Below are 25,544 nucleotides of genomic sequence, written 5' to 3'. Positions count from 1 at the left end.
TGCGGACCAATGTCTACGAGCTATGCGATTAGATCTGAAGAACTCGCCTCCGAGAGTCCCATTATCAGCCCGAAAGCTGAACTCCTCCCCGCCCAAGCGTCGTAGGAGTAGGGAGCTCTTTATCTTCCTCGTCTTTGTCTTGCTCTCTGCTACCTTCTGGTTCGTGCAGAGCCTTCAGCGTCGCTTTACCTATACGCTGCATATCCCCGTGGTGTATGATTCCATCCCACCTGAGGTGGGTATGCAGACGAAGCTACCTGAGTACATTGAGGTCAGCTTAGAGGATGAAGGGGGGCATCTCTTGGAGTATACGACTCGTGGACTGGCTCCTATCCGCCTTCGCCTGCAGCGTGATCATCAGATCATCGCAGGCTTCTCGCTTTCGGCTTCTGCCCTCTCGGGAGAAGTGCGTAGCCGACTCGCTACATCAGCTCGTGTCATCTCCATCTCGCCCGCTTCAATTAATGCGACGGCTTACCGTCGTCATCGTAAGGTGCTTCCGATCACGTTGGGAAGTTTGCCGCAGGTCGCTACGGGCTATGCCATCGGTGATATTGAGCTTACTCCAACGGAGATCACCGTATTTGCTTCGGGGAAGGCCTTAGACACGTTGACAACGATTCTTACAGCTCCCTTCGAGGAGCACATGCTGAAGGCGACGACGACGACGAAGGTACGCCTTCTCCTGCCCGATGGAGTATATGCCTCGACCAATGTGGTGCAGGTCCATGTCCCCGTAGAGCAGCTTACGGAGCAGACCTTCACACTCCCCGTCGAGGTGACAGGTGCTCCAGAGGGATTCGTTCTTCTGCCCTTACCTCGAGTAGCTACGATCCAGCTCACGCTACCTCGCTCTCGCTACAAGGATATTAAGCCTGAGGAGCTGAAGATCGCTGTAGCTTATCCCGATCTCGTGACGGCTGGCAATGCTTCTGGGGAAACTCCTCGTCAGCTCCCCATCACTCTTGTGCAGAAGCCTGATTGGCTCAAGCACTATCGCTTGACTCCAGACCGTGTGCAGTATGTCATCGAAGAGCGCAAGTAGTCCTCTACATTCAGCTCGTACCTCTCATGGCATCTACACGCTGGGGGTCACAGGGGGGATAGGTAGCGGAAAAAGTTACATAGCTCGTCTACTTGAGGAGCGTGGCATCCCCGTCTATGATACCGATAGCCGTGCTAAGGCCCTCTACGATACTGATGGAGAGCTCCGAGAAGCGATGATTAGCCTTTGCGGTGCAGGTATCTATGCTCCTTCGGGATTGCTTGATCGGAAGGCGCTGGCATCACTGATCTTCGCCGATCGCTCTCTTTTGGGGCAAGTCAATACCCTCGTGCATCCCGCTGTGCGTCGCGACTTTGTCGCTTGGCGTGAAGGGCTCAGCACAGAAGGGAAACGCCTGTGTGCCTTAGAGAGTGCCTTGCTTCTGGATGCTGGACTCGATGCCTATACCGATGGAGTCTTGGCCGTCCTTGCGGATGATACGCTACGTTTGCAGCGAGCTATGATGCGCGATGGCGCAAGTGAGGAAGCTGTCCGTGCTCGTATGCAGCATCAGATGTCTCAGGAAGAATTAGCTCAGCGTGCAGACTTCCTGATATATAATGATGAGGCTCATCCTCTCCCCCCCCAACTTGATAGTCTCTTTGATAAGCTCCTCGACTGAGCTTTCTCAGTGGCTATTCACTCAAATATCCCTATTTTTGCACCCATCATGGGAGGCAGCCAGCCTTCCGCTCAAATAAGATCCTATATGTTGAAGACCATTCTCTCTATCTCAGGCAAGCCTGGACTCTATCGTCTCCTCTCCTCCGGCAAGAATACGCTCATCGTCGAGTCTCTCCAGACTCAGAAGCGTATCCCCGTTCTGCCTAAGGACCGTGTGGTATCGCTTGGTGATATCTCCATGTTCACTGACGGCGAAGATATTGCTCTCTCGGAAGTCCTCACGCATCTCCATGAGAAGCAGGTTGGTGTAGCAGTGTCTGAAGAACTCCTCAAGGATAGCGATGCGCTACGCAACTCGTTCGGTGAAGTGATTCCTAACTTTGACCGCGAGCGTGTCTACACCTCGGACATCAAGAAGCTTTACACTTGGTACAACATCCTCATTGAGGCCGGTATCACGGACTTTGCAGATCAGGACGAAGCAGAGTAAGCTCTCGGCTATCTGAAAGAATCATTGTGCCACCGCACGCAGCTATCCCAGCTGTGTGCGGTGGCTTTTTATATCCACCCTTAGCGGCATCATGCTCTACTTGATATATCTAAGATAGATAAATAGGGTAGGGGAATCTATTCATGTTGCCTCTCTGAGGAGTGAGATTCTCGCTAAAGCACCTATTTGAGTACGTGGGTAGAGCTATATAGGATGGCGAAGAAAGCTATATAGTTTTGGACTGATTCCTATATAGCTTTGTGAAGTGACCTATATTAGGTAGTTCCTCCGCGTAGGGATAAAAGTTGTGGACGCGTGGCAGATGAGCTTGATCTACGTACGTGGCTCTAATATCTACGTACGTGGATATTTGGGTTTATGTGCCTGGTCTTTAAGACTACGTGCATAGATAGAAGAGTACCACTGCGGGAAGGCGCTTTTTTCTTGACGAGAACGATACTTTTCCCTCCGCTGGATAAGAGGAATACTCGCGATAAGGCGAAGGGCTTGTGTATCACTTCGGAGAGGTATATCAGGGAGCTGGGCGCACGGTGCCTTAGCACTCTAAAAAGAGGACAGGACTCTAAGTCAACAGTCTCTATTTAAAGTAGCAGCTATTGATGGGGTAAATGAAGGAATAGCTCAAGCTTATTAAAATGAGTGGCTAATGAGTGAACCATCTGATTCTCTTGCTGTTTTCTAAGTGAAAGTCACTTTTCTGATTCTTGGTTGACTTGCTAAAAGCCGCATTTTAGGCTCAAAATAAGATACAAATTCTCTTAAAATCGGGTCTGAGGAGCGGTGAAAACTCGTCTGAAGGGGCTGCGGTGTGATGGGATTTATGCGTAATGCATATCTTTGCATAGTCAATATGACAATACAGAGGGTTAATGCGGATTATTTTCCCTTATTAGAGCATGGAGATGCTCCTGAATCACGACGCATGAGCCTGTAGTAGTGCTCCTCTTGAACGCTAAGACGGAGGTATCTGCCGAGGCATTGCAGAAATAGAAGATCAAATAAGTATCTAAATAGAATACAGTTATGGCTAAACTCAAGAAAGAAGAACTGCTGGAGATGTACCGCAAGATGGAGGACATTCGCAACTTCGACAACAAGGTCAACCAGCTGGTGCGTCGTGGGGAAGTCCCTGGTATGACGCACTTCTCCGTGGGCGAAGAAGCTGCTAATGTCGGTGCTATTGCTGGTCTGGAGAAGGGCGACCTCATTACCTCCAATCACCGTGGCCACGGTCAGAGTATCGCTATGGGCATTGACCTGAATGGTATGATGGCTGAGATCATGGGTAAGGCAAACGGCGTCTGTAAGGGTAAGGGCGGCTCGATGCACATCGCTGATGTCGATGCTGGTAACCTCGGCGCCAATGGGATCGTCGGTGGCGGTATGGGTATCGCTATCGGTGCAGCCCTCACTCAGAAGATGAAGAACACGGGCAAGATCGTCGTATGTTGCTTCGGTGACGGCGCTACCAACGAAGGATCTTTCCATGAAACGCTGAACATGGCAGCCATCTGGAATCTCCCCGTAATCTTCTATTGTATCAACAACGGCTATGGCATCTCTACGCCTATCAGCTCTGTGATGCGTACGAAGCACGTCTATGAGCGTGCTGCTGCCTATGGTGTACCTGGCGTCTTCATCGAAGATGGTAATGACCTCTTAGCTGTACGTGAGACGATGGACAAGGTGATCAAGGATGTACGCGCTGGCAAGGGGCCTGTCCTCGTCGAAGCTATCTCCTACCGCTGGTACGGTCACTCGACCTCTGACCCTGGTAAGTATCGTACGAAGGAAGAGGTAGACGAGTGGAAGAAGAAGGATCCTATCCTCAAGTTCCGTAACTACCTGCTTGATAAGAAGCTTGCCAAGGCTGAGGAGCTCGATGCTATCGAAGCTGCAAGCCACAAGGCCATTGACGCTGCCGTAGAGTACGGTCGCAAGGGTCCCGAGCCCTCTCCTGAGTCGGCCTTCGAAGATATCTTCACCGAATAGGCCACTGCTCTTCACTAACCCTAAGAAAAAGAATAAACTATTATGATAGAAGGACAAGAAACAAAGGTGATGTCCGTGCGTGACGCCATCATCGAAGCGATGAGCGAAGAGATGCGTCGCGATGAGAACGTCTTCCTTATGGGTGAAGATGTCGGCGTCTATGGTGGTGACTTCGGTACCTCAGTAGGTATGCTGGAGGAATTCGGCAGTGAGCGTGTACGTGACACGCCTATCTCCGAGAATGCTATCTCGGGTTGTGCTGTCGGTGCTGCTCTGACGGGGATGCGTCCTATCGTCGACGTGACCTTCATGGACTTCGTCGTGTACATGATGGACAACATCGTGAACCAGGCTGCTAAGACCCGCTATATGTACGGTGGTAAGGGTTCTGTGCCCGTTGTCTTCCGCTGCGCTGCTGGCTCGGGTCTGGGCTCTGCTGCTCAGCACTCTCAGAGCCTTGAATCATGGTTCTGCCACATCCCAGGTCTCAAGGTCGTAGCTCCAGGTACCCCTGCAGATGTCAAGGGGCTGCTGAAGGCTGCTATTCGTGATAACAACCCCGTGATCTTCCTTGAGTACAAGGCCCAGTACAATATGAAGGGCGAGGTGCCCACCTCTCCTGACTTTGTCCTGCCTATTGGCAAGGCTGATATCAAGCGTGTCGGTAAGGATGTCACTGTGGTTACCTATGGCCGTATGCTGGAGCGTGTCCTCAAGGCTGCTGACAAGGCTGCTGAGAAGGGTATCGAGGTCGAAGTGGTTGACCTCATGACGCTGGCTCCACTGGATCGTGAGACGATCATCGAGTCTGTCCGCAAGACGGGGCGTGTACTCCTCGTCAACGATGCTCACAAGACGGGTGGTTTCCTCGGTGAGATCGCAGCTTCTATCGCTGAGAGCGGTGCCTTCGACTATCTCGATAGCCGCATCCTGCGTCTGGCCGCTGAGGATATCCCTACGCCTTACAACCACTCTCTCGAGGTCGCTATGCTCCCCGATGTTGATCGCATCCTGAAGTATATCGAGCGACTCTACGACAAGCGCTAATCGTCGTACACGAAGATACTATCCGCGTATAGCCCTCTACCCCAATCACAGGTGAGGGCTATACGTCATAAGAATAATCTGAATATGGGAAATGATAAACTAAGAGCCACACCTGCAGCTCGCTCATTGGCTCACCGCATGGGAGTCGACCTGAATGCGATCGCAGGCTCTGGCTACAAGGGGCGTATCCACGCTGAGGACGTAGCTGAGTTCAGCTACGAGAAGGCAGGTGGTATCACTCCTCTGGCTAAGAAGATCGCTGATGCCTTTGGCGTCGATACCTCTACGATTAAGGGGACGGGCTTCCGAGGGAAGATCACGCGATCTGATGTAGCTGCTGTCCTTGGAGATCGCTATTACCCCAACCTCGAGGGGATCATCGATCCCTTCACGCAGGATAAGCCTGCTGCTCCTGCCGCCGCTCCAGCTGCAGCATCGGCAGCCGCTCCCGCTGCTTCAGCTCAAGCTCCTGCACCTGCTGCCTCTGCAATCGCCGCCGCTCCAGGTGAAGTCGAGATCGTACCGATGAACATGATGCGTCGTGTCATCGCTAAGCGTATGGCAGATAGCTATTTCTCAGCTCCTACCTTCGTCCTGAACTATGAGGTCGATATGTATGAAGCTACGAAGCTCCGCAAACAGCTCCTCGAGCCTATCAAGGAGAAGACGGGCAAGAAGCTCACTGTCACGGATATCATCTCCATCGCTGTCGTGCGCACGCTGATGAATCACCCTTACATCAATGCCTCTCTCTCTGCTGATGGCTCACAGATCGAGCTTCACAACTATGTGAACCTCGCTATGGCAGTCGGTATGGATGAAGGCCTTCTGGTGCCTGTCGTTCATGGGGCAGAGAAGCTTGGCCTCGTAGACCTGATGCTCCGTCTCAAGGACATCACCGAGCGTGCTGTTGGCAAGAAGCTTACGCCGCAGGATCAGGAAGGTAGCACCTTCACCATCTCCAACCTGGGTATGTATGGTGTCGAGTCCTTCACCTCGATCATCAACCAGCCTAACTCCGCTATCCTCTCCATAGCAGGGACGAAGGAAATGCCCGTCGTACGCAACGGTGAGGTCGTCATCCGCCCCATCATGAAGATGAGCTTGACCAGTGACCACCGTGTCATCAACGGTCTTGGTGCAGCTAAGTTCATGCAGGAGCTGAAGGCTACCCTGGAGTCTCCACTCCCTCTCCTCGTTTAAATCAACCACTCGAACTACAAAAGAAGATCCTAAATAGATATGGCAACAGAGATCATCATGCCCAAGACGGGCTTAGATATGACCGAAGGTGAGATCGTCAGCTGGCGCAAGAACGAGGGAGACCCCGTACAGGCTGGTGAAGTCCTCCTCGAAATCATGACCGACAAGACGAGCATGGAGCTCGAAGCTGAAGCTTCGGGTGTGCTCCTCAAGATCACTCACCAGGCTGGTGAGACGGTACCCATCGCCGAAGTTATTGGTTACATCGGTGAAGCTGGCGAAAGCCTTGAGACCGTCCGCACCAAGGATGAGATCGTACCTGAAAAGCAGGAAGGTCCTAAGCACGAAGGTGCTGCGCTTCCTCTGGTACATCTCGAAGGCTCCTACCACCTCTGCGTCATCGGTGGTGGCCCTGCTGGCTACGTAGCTGCTATCCGTGCTGCACAGCTTGGTGCAAAGGTCGCTATCGTTGAGAAGGCTGAGTTCGGTGGTACCTGCCTCAACAAGGGCTGTATCCCTACCAAGACGTTCCTCCGCAATGCTGAGATCCTCGACGGTGTAGCACAGGCTGCAGCTCGTGGTATCAACTTCGCTGACACCAGCTTCACTGTTGATATGAAGAAGCTCGTCTCTTACAAGAACAGCGTAGTGAAGAAGCTCACGGGCGGTGTCTACTCGCTGCTCAAGAGCAACGGTGTAGAAGTCTTCCGCGGTGTCGGTAAGATCAACCGTGACAAGGACGTCGTCGTCGATGGCAAGGACATCATCAAGGCTGATAAGATCATCCTCGCTGGTGGCTCTAAGGTAGGTCGTCTGCCTATCCCTGGTCTTGATCATCCTGCAGTCCTGACCAGTGACGATATCCTCAGCCTCGAAGAACGTCCCGAAAGTCTCGTCGTCATCGGCGGTGGTGTCATCGGTGTCGAAATGGCTGAAGCCCTCGTATCCCTCGGTACGAAGGTGACGATCATCGAGATGGCTGACTACATCATCCCTGCTCTCGATAAGGAAGTTTCTAAGACGCTCCGTAGCGAACTCGAAAAGCGTGGTATCAAGATCCTGACTGGTGCTGCTATCGAAAAGATCGAAGACCGCTCGGGCAAGCTCGCTGCTATCCTCAAGGATGGTACGGCTATCGAAGCTGAAAAGGCTCTGCTCTCTATCGGTCGTGTGCCTGACCTCGAAGGGGTCGGTGAGATCGAATTCGAAATCGAGCGCGGTCGCATCAAGGTCGACAAGTTCATGGAGACCAGCGTCAAGGGCATCTATGCTCCTGGTGATGTCAACGGTCTGAAGATGCTTGCTCACACGGCATTCCGTATGGGTGAGGTCGCTGCTGAGAACGCTCTGCAGGGCAACGAACGTGCACTCAAGATGCTCTCCGCTCCTTCTGTAGTCTATACGCGCCCAGAGGTTGCTATGGTCGGTCTGACCGAAGACCAGGCACGTGAGAAGTACGGAGATGTCCGCATCGGTAAGTTCGCCTTCGCAGCTAACGGTCGTGCACTCGCTTCTGGTGAAACGGAAGGCTTCGTCAAGGTTGTCCTCGACAACAAGTACGGTGAGATCCTTGGTATCCACATCATCGGTGCTATGGCTGCTGAAATGATCAGCCAGGCTTCGCTGATTATGGAGATGGAAGCTACCGCTGAGGAAGTCATCGCTACGATCTACGGGCACCCCACCTACTCCGAAGCTCTCTATGAAGCTATCGCTGACGCTCTGGGCCTTGCTATTCACCTTCCCGCTAAGAAGAAGTAACTTCTCGTAGAGCTCTTTGTAGCTCTATGCTCTGATAAGGCAAGCCTCCCCACTGCTTTTGCACGAAGCGGTGGGGAGGCTTCTTTTTTGCCGAGGGTAGGGGAGAGGCCTCTTTCTCAGGTGCTGCTATGAAGTGGGCTATAGAGATAGCTGGCTGATTATCTGATGGATAAATAGGGAGTATAATGCAGTGCGATGACCCTCCCTCTGCTAGTTCCTTTTGCGACCAGTACTGGTCGCTGAAGTGAGCAGTACTGGTTGGGTATATCGACCAGTACTGGTCAGCGAGTGGAGCAGTACTGCTCACCTCTCGGACCAGTACTGGTTACTTTCCTGACTTCATAGTAGTGCTTTCTGCTGAGGTATTTCTCTCAGCTACTGCACTTCTGAGGGAAGGCTTCTTCTTGGAGGAAAGGCGGGGATTTCCCTATGTAGCTACCTTCTGAAATATAGCTACCTTTGAGTGTTATAGCGGTGAGAGGCATTATCTTTTGCCTTCCCATATCGACCTGACTAACGACCCCTACGATGATGATAGAGCTACATATTGACTATATCAAGAATGTCAATTACGCACTCCTACACAACCATATCCCAGTCTGCAGCAGTATAGAGCTCGCGAATGTCGGTGAGGAAGACCTGCTGGATATCAGTGTCTCTATTGGGGGGCGCTTTGTCCAAGAGCAGTGCTCTGCTATATATAGCCGCATTGATCGTGGGAGCACGGTACGTATCTCTGATGTCGCTGTTCTCCCCAAGGCTGATGCTTTGCTTGAGCTCTCAGAGCGTGTCATCTCCTCCTTCACTGTACAGATCTATAGCGGGGAAGAAGTCTTGCTTTCGCGGGAGTATGACCTGGAGTTGATGGCATTTGATCAATGGCTGGGGACGCAGATCCTTCCACAGTGTCTGGCCTCTTTTGTGGTGCCCAATCAGCCTGCTGTAGGGCGGATGGTCGTCAAGGCATCAGCTCTCCTCATGCGGATGACAGGGGCAAGTGCCTTTGTCGAGTATCAAGATGGAGACCCCAATACGGTCGTTGAGCAAGTTAGTGCCATCTTTGCTGCGCTCCATCAAGAAGGGATTATCTACCGCGCAGTGCCTGCCAGCTATGAGGCTATCGGGCAGCGCATCACGCTCGCGGATCAGGTCCTTGAGAGTCATCAGGGGAACTGTATTGAGCTGACCCTCTTGATGGCCTCTGTACTGGAGGCGGTTGGGATCAATAGTGGGGTAGTGATCATGCGTGGGCATGCCTTCCTCGGTGTGTGGCTCAGCGAAGTGTGCTACCGTCAGAGCATCTGTGATGATGCTTCTTTCTTAGAGAAGGTCTGCTCTGAGGGGATCTCCGAGATGCTTGTACTTGAGTGTACGGAGCTTACTAAGGACTATGCTTCCTTTGAGCATGCACAGGAGATCGCTCGGCAGCATCTCAAGAGGGATAATGAGTTTCAGATGTTCATAGACATAGCTCGCTGTCGCTTGGAGGGTATTATCTCGCTACCAACTCGCCTCAGTGAGGGCGGTACGTGGAAGCTAGCTCCCGAGGAAGCTCCTAAGCATACGGCCTGTGCCATCGAGGCTACCCATCGCACTCGATATGATTTGGATCGTGCCTATGACGATAAGACGGAGGTCAATAAGCTTGATATCTGGGAGCGAAAGCTCTTGGACTTCTCCCTGCGCAACAATTTCCTCAATCTCTCTGTCCGTAGCCGTGCCATACAGTTCATCTCCTTCGATGTCGCTTCCATAGAGGACTACTTGCAGGAGAATACGGAGTACTGCATCCATCCTATTCCTGAGGGAGTCGTACGAGTAGATAGAGAAGAGCGCTTACTTCGCTCCAGTATGATTAGCTCTCTGGAGCCGCTGATCCTAAATGATATCACGAGGCAGAAGCTCTTACATACCTACTACGCTGAGGATGAGACACAGTTGATCCTCAAGAATATCTATCGTCATGCTCGTACGACGAGGGAAGAGACGGGGGCTAATCCGCTCTATCTGGCGATTGGTCTCCTTCGCTGGTATGAGAAGAAGAATAGCCCTCGAGCACGCTATGCTCCACTTCTTCTCCTACCCGTGGATCTCATCTACAAGCGTGGGCGCTACTATATCCGCAAGCGAGATGAGGAGATCTCACTCAATATCACCCTCATCGAATATATCCGCCAGACCTACGGCATACGTATCAAGGGGATTGATCCCCTTCCCCGAGATGAGCATGGTGTCGATGTGCCTCTCATCTTTGCGCAAGTCCGAGACGCTCTCCGAGAGCAGAGTAAGTGGGATGTCGAGGAGGAGTGTGTCCTTGGGGCATTCTCCTTCAATAAGTACCTGATGTGGCACGATATTCATAATCACCGTGAGGAGCTTCTCTCGCATCCTGTCGTCGCCAGCCTCGTCAGTGGTTCGCTCCAGTGGCAACCTCAGCCTCTGCAGACGAACTTGGCAGAGGAGGATAAGCATCTGACTCCAGGGAGCATTGCTCTACCTGTCCCCGTAGACTCGTCACAGCTATCTGCTGTCTTGGAGGCAGGGCGTGGCTCCTCCTTCATCCTCTATGGCCCTCCGGGTACGGGGAAGTCGCAGACGATCACGAACCTCATCGCCAACGCACTTTACCAGGGGCGGCGAGTGCTCTTCGTAGCAGAGAAGATGGCTGCTCTCAGCGTGGTACAGAGCCGACTTGAGAAGATTGGCCTTGATCCCTTCTGCCTTGAGCTTCACTCCAACAAGGTGACAAAGAAGCATGTCTTGGAGCAGCTGGATAAAGCTCTGCATGCGGCGAAGATCCGAGAGCCAGAGGAATATGACACCATAGCTCAGAAGCTCTACGAGCGTCGTACGCTGCTGATCCAGTATATGGAGAGCCTTCATAAGGATCGAGAGGGAGCCAAGCTCTCCCTCTACGAATGTATATCGCGCTATGAATCGTATGAGGTAGAGCCTCTTGAGGTCACATTGAACGAGCAGCTGGCACATCTTGATGGGGGATTTATCACACACTGCGAAGAGCTACTCGGTAGCAAGCTTCCCGCAGTACTCAATGTCACAGGGCAGCCCTCGGAGCATCCTCTGGTTGGACTATGGCCCACACTTGCCTGCATCCAAGAGCCCCAGACCTTAGCACGTCTCCTTGACGAAGGTGTGACTCTCACAGGACGCATACAGCGTGCGCGTATTCTCCTTACGGAGATCTTTGGCGCAGATCTGGAGGATAGTGAGCGAAGTCTACGTCTTGGTATAGACCTCCTCTCAGAGATCTCAGCCTCTCCACTGATGCACTCATCTGTCGTCGCTATTGCATTTGATGAGCATCAGATCGCCCAGTTGCGCTCGAGCTGGGAGCATCTGAAGCATCGCGATGAACTCCGTGCTATGCTCACGGCTGACTGCCGTGAGGAGTTCTTAGAGATAGATGCACTGAGCCTCCTACAGGAGTGGAAGGCTATTGAAGACTCTTGGTTCTTACCTCGCTTCTTTGCCTCTCGTAGCTACCTCAAGAAGATACGCTTCTACAGTGAGAAGCTGCAAGCTCAGACAGTAGCAGAGTATCTGGAACGTGTGCTTGAGTATCAGAAGGAAGTTAAGCACTGTGCGGGAGAGAGCGGAGGGATACACCAGCTTTTGGGACGTAGCCTTTCGACCTCGGAGCTGGGAAGCCTCTTGGATTACCTCCCTCGTTTGGTGAAGGCTGTAGAGGCTTTTGCTGAGGGGCTACAGCTCTCAGTCTCCGCTATCCGAGAGTCCATTAAGCCTGCTTTCACTGAAGAGCTAAAGCATCAGCTCCGAGGGCTCGATGCTCTCTCCGGTGAGTGGTCGCAGTATATAAAGGAGGCAGAGCCCTGGGTGTCGTATCAGTTCCCTTCCGATAGCTCCTTCTCTGTTGCGCTCTCTTCGTGCTTCTCTCGCTGGCAGACTCATCAGGGGCTGGTCGGGAAGTGGTATAGCTGGATACAGTTGCGAGGCGAACTTTCTTCGCAGGGCCTTGATATCGTCATTCGCGAGGTGGAGGCGAAGCGAGTAGATGCAGCGCAGCTTATGCAAGCCTTCTTCAAGGGACTCTATCGTGCCTTAGCCGAGCAGAAGATAGCTCGGAGTGAGCTCCTCTGCACGTTTGAGGGTGAGCTTTTTGATCAGCAGGTACAGCGCTACAAGGAGTTGACGGCAGAGTTCCAAGAGCTGTCGAAGAAGATGCTCTATGCTCGCTTGTCCAATCAGCTTCCCCATGTCTACGAGGACATAGATAATAGCTCGGAGATCGGGCGCCTCAATCGTAATATAGCCAATGGAGGGCGAGGTACTTCAATTCGCCAGCTGCTGGATGATATCCCTAACCTTCTACCGCGCCTCTGCCCTTGTATGCTGATGAGCCCTATGTCGGTGGCACAGTATATAGACTTAGGGGCGGAGAAGTACGACTTAGTGGTCTTTGACGAAGCCTCTCAGATGCCGACCAGTGAAGCTGTAGGAGCTATAGCTCGAGGGAATGCCCTCATCGTGGTAGGAGACCCCAAGCAGATGCCTCCAACGAGCTTCTTCAGTACGAACTCCGTCGAGGAAGAAGAGGAGAGCATCGATGACTTGGAGAGCATCCTGCAGGACTGCCAGGCTCTCAGTCTACCTTCGCTACAGCTGAATTGGCACTACCGCTCCCGCCACGAGAGCCTTATCGCCTTCAGTAACCATGAGTACTATGATGGGGAACTCATTACCTTCCCCTCTGTGGATGACCAAGCGACGAAGGTGCGATTCATTCACATTAAGGGGACCTATGACAAGGGGAAGACCCGACAGAATAAGGCCGAAGCAGAGGCGATCGTCCATGAGATATGCCGTCGTCTGCGTGATGATAGCTTGAGAGGGGAAAGTATGGGTATAGTGGCTTTCAGTGCCGCACAGCAGAATCTTATTGAAGATACGCTGACCGAGCGTATGGCTCGTGATACCTCGCTACAAGAGTTGGCTGACCAGCTCTATGAGCCTATCTTCATCAAGAACCTTGAGAATGTGCAGGGTGATGAGCGTGATGTCATCCTCTTCTCTATCGGCTATGGTGCAGATACTACGGGGCAGGTCAGTATGAACTTTGGCCCATTGAATAAGGCAGGGGGTGAGCGTCGCCTCAATGTAGCCGTCAGTCGCGCTCGCTGTGAAATGCTGGTCTTCTCGACGATGACCAGTGATCAGATCGATCTGCGCCGCACGAAGGCTAAGGGCGTAGAGGGCTTGAAGCACTTCCTCGAGTATGCTGAGCGACAGACGCTCGTACGGCGCCCTCAGCCCGATACGGACTCTGCCGACCGTATCATCGCCGAGCAGATAGCTAATCGCTTACAGAAGGCTGGCTATCCTGCGATGACTCAACTGGGACGCTCGAACTTCAAGGTCAATCTTGCTGTAGCCTTGCCCAGTGCACCAGATTGCTATCGCTTAGGGATCTTGATCGATGGAGAAGCCTACCGACGTACTCAGACGACTCGAGATCGTGAGGTCGTGCAGCCGAGCGTACTCGGGAGCCTTGACTGGGAGGTCATGCGTGTATGGAGTCCGGACTGGTTCCGCCAGCCTGACCTCGTCATAGAGCGCATCCTTGCCCGACTGAAGTCGCTCTCAGAGCGCCCTCTGAAGCAGCAGTCTACAGCAGTATCTTCTCCCTTCGCTATCACTGAGGCAGATCTGATCGCTGAGCCGATAAGCTCTTCTGAGGCGCTGGAGTACCCCGCTACCGATAGCTATACCAGCACTTCGCTGGAGGACTTCGTCCGTGAGGTCGTAGCCCGAGAGCAGCCTATTACCTATTCGCTCCTCTCAAAGCGTGTGGCGGCCTTCAAGTCTTTTGCGCGAGTTAGCTCGACGATTACGGGGATCGTGGATGCCCTACTGCCCATGTTCTTCGCTGTCTCTGACCGTGATGGTTGGACTCTTTGGCTTACACAGGAAGACTGCGGGCAGTGGAAGGGCTACCGCCCCAATACCGTGGTGACAAGGCGTTCAATAGAAGAGATCCCTTCGGTCGAACTGATGGAGGTCCTCCTCGAAGTGGTGAAGCAGAATGTGTCGATCGCCCCTGATGCAGCGACCCTTATTGCTGCAAAGCGCATGGGATTCTCTCGCCGTGGAGCTAATGTTGATGCTGCCTTCTCCTACGCTCTTGAGCAATTACAGCAGAGTGGTTTGCTCTTGGAGAATGAAGGAAAGCTGATACTGTCGAGATAGTTTTTCGCAAATCTGAGAGGGTAGAGTAGGGTACCTCCACTCTCCAGTCGTCTTTACAATCTGTGCCCAGTGATATATCTGATGATGAAGTATAATAATGCTGATGTACGGCGTCGTGATCGCCTACTTAATGAAGAGCGAGCTCTGGAGCTACTCCGTGAGAGCGAGTACTGTGTCCTCTCGATGATCGATGAAGAGGGTAAGCCCTACGGCTTCCCCATCAATCATATCTGGGATGGTGGAGACTGCATCTATATCCACTGTGCCCCTGAGGGAAAGAAGCTCCGTGCTATACGTGCTGGTCATGCTGAGGTCTCCCTCTGTATCGTCGGGCGCGTGAATCTCCTTCCGAGTAAGTTTACTACCGAGTATGAGAGCGTCATCCTCCGAGGGACTGCACATATTGACCTCAGCGAGGAGGAGCGCCGGCATGCGCTTCATCTTCTCTTAGAGAAGCTATCGCCTAATGATATGGAGCTGGGGAAGGCATATGTAGAGAAGTCCTTCCATCGGACGGAGATCATTCGTATTGACATTACGGAGTATAGTGGCAAGCGTAAGTACGTCCCACAGACAGGAGCTTCACATGCCGGAGACTGATACTCCCTCCCCGATGAAGCATACGCCCCGCACGATCTCTACAGAGGTCTTGCGGGGCGTATGCTTTATAAAAGAGTGTGGGGATGCCTTGCGACATCCCCACTGTGAATCAGCTGGGGTTCGAACCCAGGACCCCATCCTTAAAAGGGATGTGCTCTACCGACTGAGCTACTGATTCTACCTAAGCTTTTAGTGTGTCTATGTTGCAGGAGGCACTCTAAAGCGTTGCAAAGGTAAGCAATATCGGTGATACATCCAATATCTATGCCGTGGGTATGTAGCGCCCCCACACCAAGGCGCAAGCCATACTTCTTCAAGACCAAGGAGCGAAGCAATAGAGATGTCAAGCATAGAGCAATAGTTGTTCGCACTCAAATCAGTAGTGCTCCGCGCTCGAACCAATAGTAGTTTGGATAACGAACCAATAGTAGTTTGACCCCCAAACCAATAGTCGTCCGTGCACAGACCAGTAGTCGTTTGGATCTCGCTTCACTAAGAGAGGGTAGTCTTACCCTACTATAGCATATACGAGAGAGGGGAGGTGCTACCGACCTATATTGGTCACTGAGTCAACCTATATAGGTTCGCGTCGTGACCTATATTGGTCGGAAGAGCAACCTATATAGGTCAGCCCGATGACCAATATAGGTTCATACCACTCCCTTCCATAGGCAACCACACATCGGCATGCAAGAAGATGATATAGAACCGCTTGCCCTCGAGCTCCACAGTGGGAGCTCAAGGGAAGCCTTCTATATGGATCGCCCGAGTGGGGCGAGGCCGTCGGAGAGAGCGAAGTGCGCCCTACTCTGGTTTAGTAACCCGTGTTCTGCTTGAGTTGCTCGGGATTCGCCTGGATATCGTCCGTAAGGATCGGATAGAGCGTGCGGTAGGTCTGCGAAGTAGCACCAGCCTGCCAAGGCTATACGTAGCGTAGTTACCCTGAGTGGGCAGGCTTATGGAGAAGGTCGTGGAGAGTATGTTGACATAGGGCTATATTAGAGGGTATTATATAGGCTCGCAGGCGGTTTCCTGCGGGCTTTTTGCTATCTTTGACCTGCAAAACAACGACGGACGTTACAACCACATGACTCTTTTAGAACAGACGACAGTAGACTACAACGACAGTGACATCAAGACCCTGGAGTGGGACGAGCATATTCGTCGCCGTCCAGGGATGTATATCGGGAAGCTTGGAGATGGCTCCCATTCCGATGACGGTATCTATGTCCTGTTGAAGGAAGTCCTTGACAACTCGATCGACGAGTATGTCATGGGTGCTGGTAAGAAGGTCGAGATCACTATCCGTGACGGTCAGGTGACTGTGCGTGACTACGGGCGTGGTATCCCTCTCGGTAAGCTCATCGATGCTACGAGCAAGATGAACACCGGGGGGAAGATTGATTCTAAGGCCTTCAAGAAGTCTGTCGGGCTTAATGGTGTCGGTATCAAGGCTGTTAATGCTCTCTCCATTCACTGTGAGATCACCGTCTGGCGTGAAGGTCTGACGAAGACTGTTCGCTATTCCCATGCCAAGCTTTTAGAGGAGACCGAGGCCGTTCCCTCCGATGAACCGTCGGGCACGCGAGTCGTCTTCCGTCCCGATGCTGATCTCTTCCGCGACTACGAGTACAAGGATGAGTTCGTCGAGACGATGGTGAAGAACTACTCCTTCCTCAATGCAGGTCTTGCTCTCATCTATAATGGCAAGCGCTATCTCTCGAAGCGTGGCTTAGCAGACCTCCTCGAGGAGAACATCACCGAGGAGCCCTTGTATCCGATCATCCACCTCAAGGAGGACGACGTCGAGATCGTCGTGACCCATACCTCGCAGGTAGGGGAGGACTTCTATAGCTTTGTCAACGGACAGAATACTACACAGGGAGGTACACACCTCTCGGCCTTCAAGGAAGCCGTAGCTCGTGTCATCAAGGACTTCTATGGGAAGAACTTCGACTACCGTGACATTCGCTATGGGATGGCAGCTGCCATCAGCATTAAGATCGAGGAGCCCGTCTTCGAGAGCCAGACGAAGACGAAGCTTGGGTCAAAGGATATGGAGCCTGATGGGCGGAGTATTCAGAAGTTCCTCAATGACTTCCTCGGTAAGGAGCTGGATAACTATCTCCATATCCACCCCGAGGATGCTGCCATCATGCTGCAGAAGATCCAGGAGAGTGAGCGTGAGCGTAAGTCTCTCAGTGGTGTGGCAAAGCTTGCACGCGAGCGAGCTAAGAAGGCCAGCCTGCACAATAAGAAGCTTCGTGACTGTACGATTCACTTCAATGACCCTAAGGCCAAGGAGCCCGAGCGTACCAGCCTCTTCATCACGGAGGGTAACTCTGCAAGTGGCTCCATCACCACATGTCGTGACCCTAAGTATCAGGCCGTCTTCAGTCTCCGAGGTAAGCCCCTTAATTGCTATGGACAGAGTAAGAAGGTGGTGTATGAGAATGAAGAGTTCAACCTCCTTCAGGCTGCTCTCAATATCGAGGATGGTCTCGACGGGCTACGCTACAATCGTATCATCATCGCGACCGATGCTGATGACGACGGGATGCATATCCGTCTACTGCTGATTACCTTCTTCCTGCAGTTCTTCCCCGAGCTGGTACGTCGTGGGCACGTCTTCATCCTCGAGACCCCGCTCTTCCGCGTCTTCTTACCCAAGGAGCACAAGAAGTCGGATAACTTCATGACGAGCGCCCCTGCTAAGAAGAGGGGCCGTACCAAGAAGACTGCAGAGGAAGCACCTGCCGAAGAACTTGTGACAAACATCTACTGCTACAATGAGGCTCAGAAGCAGGCTGCACTGAAGAAACTTGGCAAGCGAGCACTGGTCACGCGATTCAAGGGGCTTGGAGAGATCTCTCCAGAGCAGTTTAAGGATTGGATCAGCGAGGAGAATATCAAGCTGGATCCTATCCGTATCCGCAAGGAGGATAACCTAAGCAACCTCCTTATGTTCTATATGGGTAAGAATACTCCCGAGCGTCAGAACTTCATCATCGATAATCTCGTCGTCGATGAATGATCACGCACTATAGATGCCGTTAGTAATACGGCTGTATAAAAAGCAAAGGCCCCGCTACTCAATCATTGAGTAGCGGGGCCTTTGCTATAGGTTAGAGGAGGGATTACTTCTTCTGCTTCTTGCAGCAATCCTGCTGCTTATCCTTGGCGTCCTTCTTATCGCAGGACTTAGCATCGTTCTTGGAACATTCCTTTTTTACGGGTTCCTTCTTTTCGGGGTTCTGAGCCGAGATATTTGCACCGAGCGCGAAGAGGCACGCTGCGGCGAGGATGAACTTCTTCATATTCGCTTTACAGTTTAGAGATAGTAAATTAAGACTATTGGAGTGGTCTCGGGACCGACTTCTTGTGAGCAGAGGTAATAAAAGGTAATTGGAATCATACTGCCAGCGCTTTGCCGTGCTCTCTTTCTCAAGATCTCAGGATCATATTGAGTCGGCAACTATTAACACGAAGCTAACTCTTTGCTCAGGAATCTCTCTCTTCTTGAAGTGCCTTGTTGCTTCTCACTTGCTACTCTTTAGATAGCGATTTGAAGATGAGATTAGCTAAGTCGATTTCAAAATAGCTACTGCTCCATGCACAAACGACTATTGGTTTCGGGTTTAATCCACTACTCGTTCTACCTGCGAACGAATAGTTGTTCACATACGGGACAACTATAGGTCTGGGGACGAATGGCTATTGCTTTAGTTCTGTCACGATAGTTTCACTCTCCCTACATCCTAAGCTACAGTCTTTTCAATGACTCTCAAAAGGGGAATGATGTTACCCGATAGAAATGATGCTTCTGATATAATGGCGCTATACAATAGATGGTGTAGAGAGATTTTTTTCGCCGAATGTTTGGTGGTTCGGAATATTTGCCTACCTTTGCAGTGTCAAAAACGACATGAATCTTTAGCTCAGTTGGTTTAGAGCACTACCTTGACAGGGTAGGGGTCGGCGGTTCGAGTCCGCCAAGGTTCACCGAGTATTGTCTCATGGTGTAATGGTAGCACAACAGATTCTGGTCCTGTTTGTTAAGGTTCGAGTCCTTATGAGACAACAGAGAGAGGAGCGATAGCTCCTCTTTTTTTGTATATGCCTGGGTGATATGCTTATTCTCCACCTCGATTCAGAGGAGGGAAGAATGTGCTTGAACTGTGATTTCGATTTGGTGTGCAAAATGATAAGCAAGACCATATGCTAAGCCGGAGTACTATATGAAAATATAGGTTAACTTTGTGGTAGGGACACCGACTGGCCGTCGGTACTCGGGTGGTATGACCTCCAAACATTATAGAATGGAAGTCCCGTCCCTCATTTGACAACGGTAGATAGGCTGAGCCCAGAGGACCCAGTCAATAGAATAATACAGAGTTATGTCTGAAACTAAAAAGGCGATAAGCCAAGATCGTAAGCGAACGAATATCCTTCATGATCAGGAGCTTGCTCTCATCGCCTATCTCGTAGAGCGAATGCCTCGCTGGGTGACGTCCAATATGCTTACCTCGCTGGGCCTTTGCGGCAATCTACTCGTAGCGGCGCTTATGTGCTTAGCCTCGGTTTGGGGCTCTTGGCTCCTGCTATTTACTCCCATCGCTTTTTTCATCAACTGGTTTGGAGACTCCCTTGATGGGCGTCTTGCTTACTACCGTAAGAAGCCCCGTAAGTGGTTTGGCTTCTGTCTGGATATCGTAGTTGACTGGATAGGTATCGTGGCTATCGGCTTGGGCTATTACGCCTATGTACAGCCTGCATGGAAGGTCGTTGGGTTCATCTTTGTAGTCCTCTACGGTGCTGAGATGATCATCTCACAGCTCCGCTATAAGGTCACCGATAAGTATTCGATTGACTCGGGCATCCTCGGTCCGACGGAGGTCCGTATCATCTTAGCTTTGCTCTTCTGTTCGGAATTCTTCTTCCCTGGGAGCATGCAGTGGTTCGGTCTCGTGATCTCGATCATCCTCTTCTTCTCCTTCGTCTCAGACTTCCGTAAGCTCCTGGCTGCAGCAGATGAGCGCGATATCGCCCTTCGTCGCGAGCAGCAGCAGGCTTCCAACTAAGGTCATTTTTTCCCTTGCTTCAGCGCCTTCGACGTCTTGTCCTGAACTTTACCCAAGCCCAGATATCCGCTGGAGCTGGCTCTGTCGTGGACTATGGATTGATGATCCTTGGCGTCGAGGTCTTCGGCTGGGAGCTCTTCTGGGCACTCGCTTGTGGTGGGGTAGTGGGGGCAGTCGTTAACTTCTCGCTCAACCGCTATTGGACCTTCCGAGATAAGGGGGTGGCTTATGATAGTGGCCTGGGTGGTCAGATCCTCAAGTTCGCTACGACTGTAGCAGGTAGTATCCTCCTAAAGTATCTTGGCACGTACGCTCTTGAGCACTATGCTGGGATTGACTATAAGATAGGGAAGCTCATCAGCGATCTCTTTGTCTCCGTACTCTTCAATTATACGCTACAGCGCTTTTGGGTCTTCCGTAAGCAGAAGCCCTAAGCGCTTTATTTATATCTCTCAATGGCTACAATCACCTTCCAGCCCTCAAGATATTTACTGGGCCTTGCTCTGTGCTGCACTCTTAGCTTTGATGCTTTCTCTGCACCAAAGGAGAGTAAGACTCCCAAGAAGACAGAGCCACGACAAGAAGCCCTCCTCGTCTTCCGTGGTATTGATCCTACTGCACAGCAGCGCTGGGTCGACAGCGTCTATAAGAGCCTCGACTTAGAAGGACGTGTGGGGCAGTTGATCATGCCGATTATCTACCCACGTCCAGAGGACAAGTCTGCTTTGCTGAAGCGTATGAAGCAGGAGAAGTGGGGTGGGATACTCTTCCAAAAGGGTTTCCTTGCCGATCAGCGAGACTTGACACAGACTCTGCAAGAGGCTAGTACTGTGCCCATGCTCATTTCTCTCGATGGGGAGTGGGGGCTCTATATGCGTCTCAAGGATGCACCACGCTATCCTCGTAGTAAGGGGCTGGGTATCAAGGGAGATATGGAGCTCATCAAAGCCTATGGTGCTGAGGTCGCTCGTCAGTGCCAGCTGATGGGGATCCACATCAATTTCGCTCCTGTAGTGGATGTGAATATCAATCCTAAGAATCCCGTCATCGGTACCCGCAGCTTTGGCGATAGCCCTGAGCTCGTCGCTCGCTGTGCTGTTGCCTATGGTCAGGGGCTCGAAGAGGGCGGTGTCCTCTCTGTCGCTAAGCACTTCCCTGGGCATGGTGACACCTCCGAAGACTCTCATAAGACACTTCCTACGGTATCGGCTTCACGTGAGCGTATGCAGCGTGTCGAGCTCTATCCTTTCCGTGCCTATCGTGATGCGGGACTGGGTGGCGTGATGACTGCCCACCTGCATGTACCAGCCTATGATGCCACGGGACGTGCTGCCTCCCTTAGCCGTAAGATCACGACAGATCTTCTACGCCACGATATGGGCTTCAAGGGACTTGTCATCACGGATGCTCTGGAGATGCGCGGTGCTCAGGCTAATGGCGTGACCTCGGTAGCAGTTGAAGCCCTGAAAGCTGGTAATGATATCCTCCTCGGCCCTTCACAGCCTTTAGAAGCTCGTAATGCAATCATCCAAGCACTCCGATCGGGTGAGGTGAGTGAAGCCGAAGTAGAAGAGAAGTGCCGTCGTATCTTGGCCTTCAAGTATGCGCTGATCATCAAGAAGAAGTCTCCCGAAGCCTCTGCGGCTGAGGTCAAGAAGCAGATATGGACTCCCGAAGAAGCCTCGCTTCGTAGCCGCCTCTGGCAAGCTGATGTATCTGCTGGTGAAGGAGAAGATCCTACGGCAAAGACCAAGGCTATTCAGTCTACGTCGAAGGCTCGTCGCTAAACCATATGTCTATGCGCTCCCGTCCTCTCGTTGCTCTCCTCTCGCTTCTTCAGCTGGGTACTCTCTATGGGCAGACACCTCAGCAGCCTGATAGTCTGCTGGTAGATAGCCTGCCAGCAGCTACTGAGCATATCCTTGCTCCCGAATCAGTATCCTCCAAAGCCTTAGCTCGTATCGATAGCTTAGCTGAGGCTGGGCTTCGCATAGGGGCTTATCCTGGGTGTCAGATCTTTGCCTTCTACCAAGGTGAGGTGCTTGTGAACAAAGCCTATGGTTCGCTTACGGGTCTCAAGGGACGACAAGGGGAGCCTGCTACGCCACAGAGTATCTATGACTTAGCTTCTATCACGAAGGCCGCTGCTACGACACCTGCTCTGATGCTTCTCGTCGGGGAGAAGAAGATCAACCTTAATTCTCCACTGCTGAGTTACCTCCCCGAGACGAAGGAGACCCTGCTTGGGATGGTCACTATTCGCCAGCTCCTGCTCCATCAGTCTGGACTACCAGCGGGGATTAACTTCTATACCGACCTTATTGATGATACGAGCTATGAGGGCTCGCTCATCCGCTATAAGTCCTTTGCAGGTGGTGTGCCTCTCGTAGGGAAGGCTTGGGGTAACCCGAACTTCCGCTTCCTCGATAAGTACATCTCTGATAAGGCGACCGAAGAGCATACCCTGCGCTTTGGCTCAAAGAAGTATCTATCGCCCTCTTTCAAGACTCGGATGATGGAGCGCCTCCTCTCAGCTCGTGTCTCATCGGATAAGAGCTACCGCTATAGCGACCTGAACTTCATCCTCCTCCAGCAAGTCATCGAGCGTGTCTCTGGTGAGCCCTTAGATGAGTTCGTCACGAAGCATATCTATCGCCCCATCCAAGCACGTCTGTACTTCAATCCCTTGGAGCGTGGCGTAAAGATCCAGCAGATCGCACCCGCACAGCATGATACCTTCCTGCGTGGAGAGATCCTGCGTGGTACGGTCGATGATGAAGCTGCAGCTTGTCTCGGTGGTGTGTCGGGTAATGCGGGGCTCTTCGGTGCGGCTGAAGAACTCGCTAAGGTTTGCCAACTCCTTCTCCAGCATGGAGCATGGGGTAAGAAGCAGGTCATTCCCAGCTCTACCGTCCGCCTCTTCACTGAGACGACGAGTGCATCGGGCATCAGAGCTCTTGGCTTTGATAAGCCCCGCTCTTCGGGTGGTCCTACGGGGATCTATGCCTCATCAGCGACCTACGGACACCAGGGCTTCACGGGGACGTGCTTCTGGGTAGACCCCAAGTATGACCTCATCTTTATCTTCCTCTCCAACCGCACCTACCCAACACGTCAGAATACGACCCTCATACGTGAGCGTCTCCGTCAGCGTCTCCAAGACTTGGTCTATGAGGCTGTCGGAGCCACCACGCCCAGATAAACTTGATCCCTTATCATCTCGCTACAGCTATGAGCCAAGCAAATACTACATCCACCACGATTATCGGTGTCGCTGGTGGCTCTGCCTCAGGTAAGTCAACCCTCGTGCGCAAGCTCCAGGAGGCCTTTGCCGATGAGCACGTCACGACGCTCTGCCACGACTTCTACTACAAGGCGCACGATGATCTCAGTCTCGAGGAGCGCTCCAAGCTCAACTACGACCACCCGCACTCCTTCGACACGGATATGATGATCGAGCATATCCGCCAGCTCAAGCAGGGGCAGAGTATCCAGCGCCCCGTCTACTCCTTCACCGACCACAACCGCCTACCTCAGACGGTATGTGTCCAGCCCGCGAAGGTCTTGATCCTTGATGGTATCTTGATACTTGAGAACAAGGAGCTCCGCGAACTGATGGACGTTAAGGTCTTCGTCGATACCGATGATGACGTGCGCTTGGCTCGCCGCCTCGTGCGTGATGTCCAGGAGCGTGGACGTGATATGAACTCGGTGCTCAAACAATACTTCTCTACGGTGAAGCCCATGCATCGTGACTTCGTCGAGCCCTCCAAGCGCTACGCTGATATCATCATTCCCGAAGGGGGGATGAACTCCGTCGCACTCTCGCTACTCGTTGAGAATATCCATTCGATCCTGAAGCGTGGTCAGCTTGAGGAATAAGCGCTTCTCTCCTCCCTACCTTTACTTCCTACTATCTCATGATATCATCGCTTATCGGCAGTGATACGATCTGTGCTGTGGCTACTGCGCCTGGTATGGGTGGTATCGCTATTATCCGTGTGTCAGGCTCCGAAGCCGTCGGCATCGTTGATCAGATCTTCTCCTGTCGAGAAGTCCGTACGCTCGAGCGTGCTAAGGATCGAATGGCTTACTTTGGTCGCTTCTCTCACGAGGGCAAGACGATCGACGAAGGTCTGGTCACTTGCTTCCATGCCCCACGCTCCTATACGGGTGAAGATGTCGTAGAGATCTCGTGCCACGGCTCGGTCTTCATCCAGCAGGCACTCCTCGAAGCTCTGACTGATCAGGGCTGTCGTATGGCAACCCCTGGTGAGTTCACGCGTCGTGCTTACCTCTATGGCAAGATGGATCTAAGTCGTGCAGAGGCCGTCGCAGACCTCATCGCATCCGAATCGGAAGCGCAGCACCGTATGGCACTCACTCAGATGCGTGGCGGGTATAGCGCGGAGTTCGCCCAGCTACGCGAGAGACTCCTGCAGCTGACCAGTCTTATGGAGCTGGAGCTGGACTTCAGTGAGGAGGATGTGACCTTCGCTGATCGCACACAGCTTCTGCAGCTCCTCGACGAACTGACGGCGAAGATCGAGCGGCTGACCGAGAGCTTCCGCCTTGGTAATGCGATCAAGCGTGGTATCCCAGTGGCTATCGCTGGTGCGACGAACGTGGGGAAGAGCACGCTGCTCAATGCTCTCTTAGGCGAAGAGCGTGCTATCGTCAGTGATATCCATGGTACGACCCGCGACACGATCGAGGACGTGCTGAATATTGATGGTGTCCTCTTCCGCTTCATCGATACAGCGGGCTTGCGCTCAACGGATGACACGATCGAGGCGCTGGGTATTGATCGCAGCTACGATAAGATCGATAAGGCGAGCCTTGTTCTTCTCCTCGTCGATGCCCTGCGTATCGCCGATAAAGACTATCGTGCGGCGCTCCTCCAGCTCCTTCCTCGCCTGGAGAATAAGCCCTTCCTCGTCTTGCTCAACAAGGTCGATGCCATCGATCCTCAGACCACGCAAGCTGTACTAACGGACCTTTCGTCGCTACTTACCGAGTACTTGCCTTCGGGTGAAGCGCCTTCGATCCTACCCATATCGGCCCAGCGAGGGGACGGCTTGGATGAACTTCGTGCGGCACTGATCAAAGCCTTGGTGCTTCCCGAGCTCAAGTCTACCGACCTTGTCGTGAGCAATGCCCGCCATCATGCACTTCTCACGACGGCTCTCCATAGCCTAAGGACCGTGCGTACGGGGCTAACGGATGGCCTTCCCACCGACCTGCTGACACCCGACCTTCGAGGAGCTATCACGGCCATAGGCGAAGTCACCGGAGCCGACATCACAAGTGACTCCGTCCTACACAACATCTTCGCCCACTTCTGCATCGGCAAGTAGTTACTACTTTTCAGAGACAAGCGATCCGCAGTAGTCTATAAGCTACTACGGATCGCTTGTTCTTTACTATGCCTTACCGTGTAAGGCTCGTTGGTTAG

17 protein-coding genes and 2 tRNA genes are annotated in these 25,544 nt (G+C 52.4%); 17 read left to right on the top strand and 2 right to left on the bottom strand.

Annotation, left to right across the window (positions count from 1 at the left end):
* Positions 1-22: 22 nt before the first annotated feature.
* From KO088_RS02375 to KO088_RS02335, 9 genes are all read left to right on the top strand, one after another.
* Positions 23-1,045 (top strand): CdaR family protein, encoded by a 1,023-nt coding sequence (locus KO088_RS02375; RefSeq protein ID WP_215493253.1) that lies wholly within the window; start codon positions 23-25, stop codon positions 1,043-1,045.
* Positions 1,023-1,667 (top strand): dephospho-CoA kinase, encoded by a 645-nt coding sequence (gene coaE, locus KO088_RS02370; protein ID WP_215493251.1) that lies wholly within the window; start codon positions 1,023-1,025, stop codon positions 1,665-1,667. Before KO088_RS02375 ends, coaE begins: the two co-directional genes overlap by 23 nt.
* 87 nt (positions 1,668-1,754) lie before the next feature.
* Positions 1,755-2,159, top strand: coding sequence for a DUF5606 family protein (locus tag KO088_RS02365; protein ID WP_215493249.1), 405 nt, complete (start codon positions 1,755-1,757; stop codon positions 2,157-2,159).
* A 1,044-nt stretch (positions 2,160-3,203) separates the two neighbouring features.
* A complete protein-coding gene (locus tag KO088_RS02360; RefSeq protein ID WP_044114448.1) occupies positions 3,204-4,172 on the top strand; it encodes a thiamine pyrophosphate-dependent dehydrogenase E1 component subunit alpha in 969 nt (322 codons plus the stop codon).
* 42 nt (positions 4,173-4,214) lie between these two features.
* Entirely contained in the window at positions 4,215-5,219 is a 1,005-nt protein-coding gene (locus KO088_RS02355) for an alpha-ketoacid dehydrogenase subunit beta (RefSeq protein ID WP_188807491.1), read from the top strand.
* Positions 5,220-5,303: 84 nt separating this feature from the next.
* Positions 5,304-6,422 carry a dihydrolipoamide acetyltransferase gene (locus KO088_RS02350; RefSeq protein ID WP_215493248.1) on the top strand — a complete coding sequence of 373 codons (1,119 nt, stop codon included), beginning with the start codon at positions 5,304-5,306 and terminating at the stop codon, positions 6,420-6,422.
* 39 nt (positions 6,423-6,461) lie between these two features.
* A complete protein-coding gene (lpdA, locus tag KO088_RS02345; RefSeq protein WP_215493246.1) occupies positions 6,462-8,183 on the top strand; it encodes a dihydrolipoyl dehydrogenase in 1,722 nt (573 codons plus the stop codon).
* A 528-nt stretch (positions 8,184-8,711) separates the two neighbouring features.
* The gene (gene proA, locus KO088_RS02340) at positions 8,712-14,408 is read left to right on the top strand and encodes an anti-phage protein ProA (protein ID WP_215493245.1); all 5,697 of its coding nucleotides are present in this window, start codon (positions 8,712-8,714) and stop codon (positions 14,406-14,408) included.
* An 84-nt stretch (positions 14,409-14,492) separates the two neighbouring features.
* Positions 14,493-15,008: a pyridoxamine 5'-phosphate oxidase family protein gene (locus tag KO088_RS02335; RefSeq protein ID WP_215493363.1), complete on the top strand. Its 516-nt coding sequence runs from the start codon at positions 14,493-14,495 to the stop codon at positions 15,006-15,008.
* Positions 15,009-15,113: 105 nt separating this feature from the next.
* Here KO088_RS02335 and KO088_RS02330 read toward each other — a convergent pair.
* A tRNA-Lys gene (locus KO088_RS02330) sits at positions 15,114-15,186 on the bottom strand.
* A gap of 909 nt (positions 15,187-16,095) precedes the next feature.
* On the opposite strand from KO088_RS02330, the gene KO088_RS02325 reads away from it, so the two are divergent.
* Positions 16,096-18,042: a DNA topoisomerase IV subunit B gene (locus KO088_RS02325; protein WP_215493244.1), complete on the top strand. Its 1,947-nt coding sequence runs from the start codon at positions 16,096-16,098 to the stop codon at positions 18,040-18,042.
* A gap of 103 nt (positions 18,043-18,145) precedes the next feature.
* Here the strand turns inward: KO088_RS02325 and KO088_RS02320 are convergent, their stop codons facing one another.
* Positions 18,146-18,325 carry a hypothetical protein gene (locus KO088_RS02320; protein WP_215493243.1) on the bottom strand — a complete coding sequence of 60 codons (180 nt, stop codon included), beginning with the start codon at positions 18,323-18,325 and terminating at the stop codon, positions 18,146-18,148.
* A 610-nt stretch (positions 18,326-18,935) separates the two neighbouring features.
* Between KO088_RS02320 and KO088_RS02315 the strand changes: the two genes are divergently transcribed.
* The 7 genes from KO088_RS02315 (at position 18,936) to mnmE (ending at position 25,446) form a co-directional block, all read left to right on the top strand.
* A tRNA-Val gene (locus KO088_RS02315) sits at positions 18,936-19,010 on the top strand.
* A 395-nt stretch (positions 19,011-19,405) separates the two neighbouring features.
* Positions 19,406-20,089, top strand: a complete 684-nt coding sequence (locus KO088_RS02310) for a CDP-alcohol phosphatidyltransferase family protein (RefSeq protein ID WP_215493241.1) — start codon at positions 19,406-19,408, stop codon at positions 20,087-20,089.
* Between the two features lie 14 nt (positions 20,090-20,103).
* On the top strand, positions 20,104-20,523 hold the full coding sequence (locus tag KO088_RS02305) for a GtrA family protein (protein ID WP_009433072.1): 420 nt from the start codon (positions 20,104-20,106) through the stop codon (positions 20,521-20,523).
* Between the two features lie 21 nt (positions 20,524-20,544).
* The gene (locus tag KO088_RS02300) at positions 20,545-21,876 is read left to right on the top strand and encodes a glycoside hydrolase family 3 protein (RefSeq protein ID WP_215493240.1); all 1,332 of its coding nucleotides are present in this window, start codon (positions 20,545-20,547) and stop codon (positions 21,874-21,876) included.
* 5 nt (positions 21,877-21,881) lie between these two features.
* Complete coding sequence (locus KO088_RS02295) at positions 21,882-23,291, top strand: serine hydrolase domain-containing protein (protein ID WP_251419734.1); 1,410 nt, start codon at positions 21,882-21,884, stop codon at positions 23,289-23,291.
* A gap of 29 nt (positions 23,292-23,320) precedes the next feature.
* Positions 23,321-23,971 carry a uridine kinase gene (udk, locus tag KO088_RS02290; protein ID WP_009432959.1) on the top strand — a complete coding sequence of 217 codons (651 nt, stop codon included), beginning with the start codon at positions 23,321-23,323 and terminating at the stop codon, positions 23,969-23,971.
* Positions 23,972-24,009: 38 nt separating this feature from the next.
* The gene (gene mnmE, locus KO088_RS02285) at positions 24,010-25,446 is read left to right on the top strand and encodes a tRNA uridine-5-carboxymethylaminomethyl(34) synthesis GTPase MnmE (RefSeq protein WP_215493239.1); all 1,437 of its coding nucleotides are present in this window, start codon (positions 24,010-24,012) and stop codon (positions 25,444-25,446) included.
* Positions 25,447-25,544: the final 98 nt, after the last annotated feature.

Origin of the sequence: Porphyromonas bobii (assembly GCF_943169685.1) — a bacterium.
Taxonomy (GTDB): Bacteria; Bacteroidota; Bacteroidia; order Bacteroidales; family Porphyromonadaceae; genus Porphyromonas; species Porphyromonas pasteri.
The sequence above is the reverse complement of the archived record's forward strand: the minus strand, read 5'-3'. Positions and strand labels throughout refer to the sequence as shown.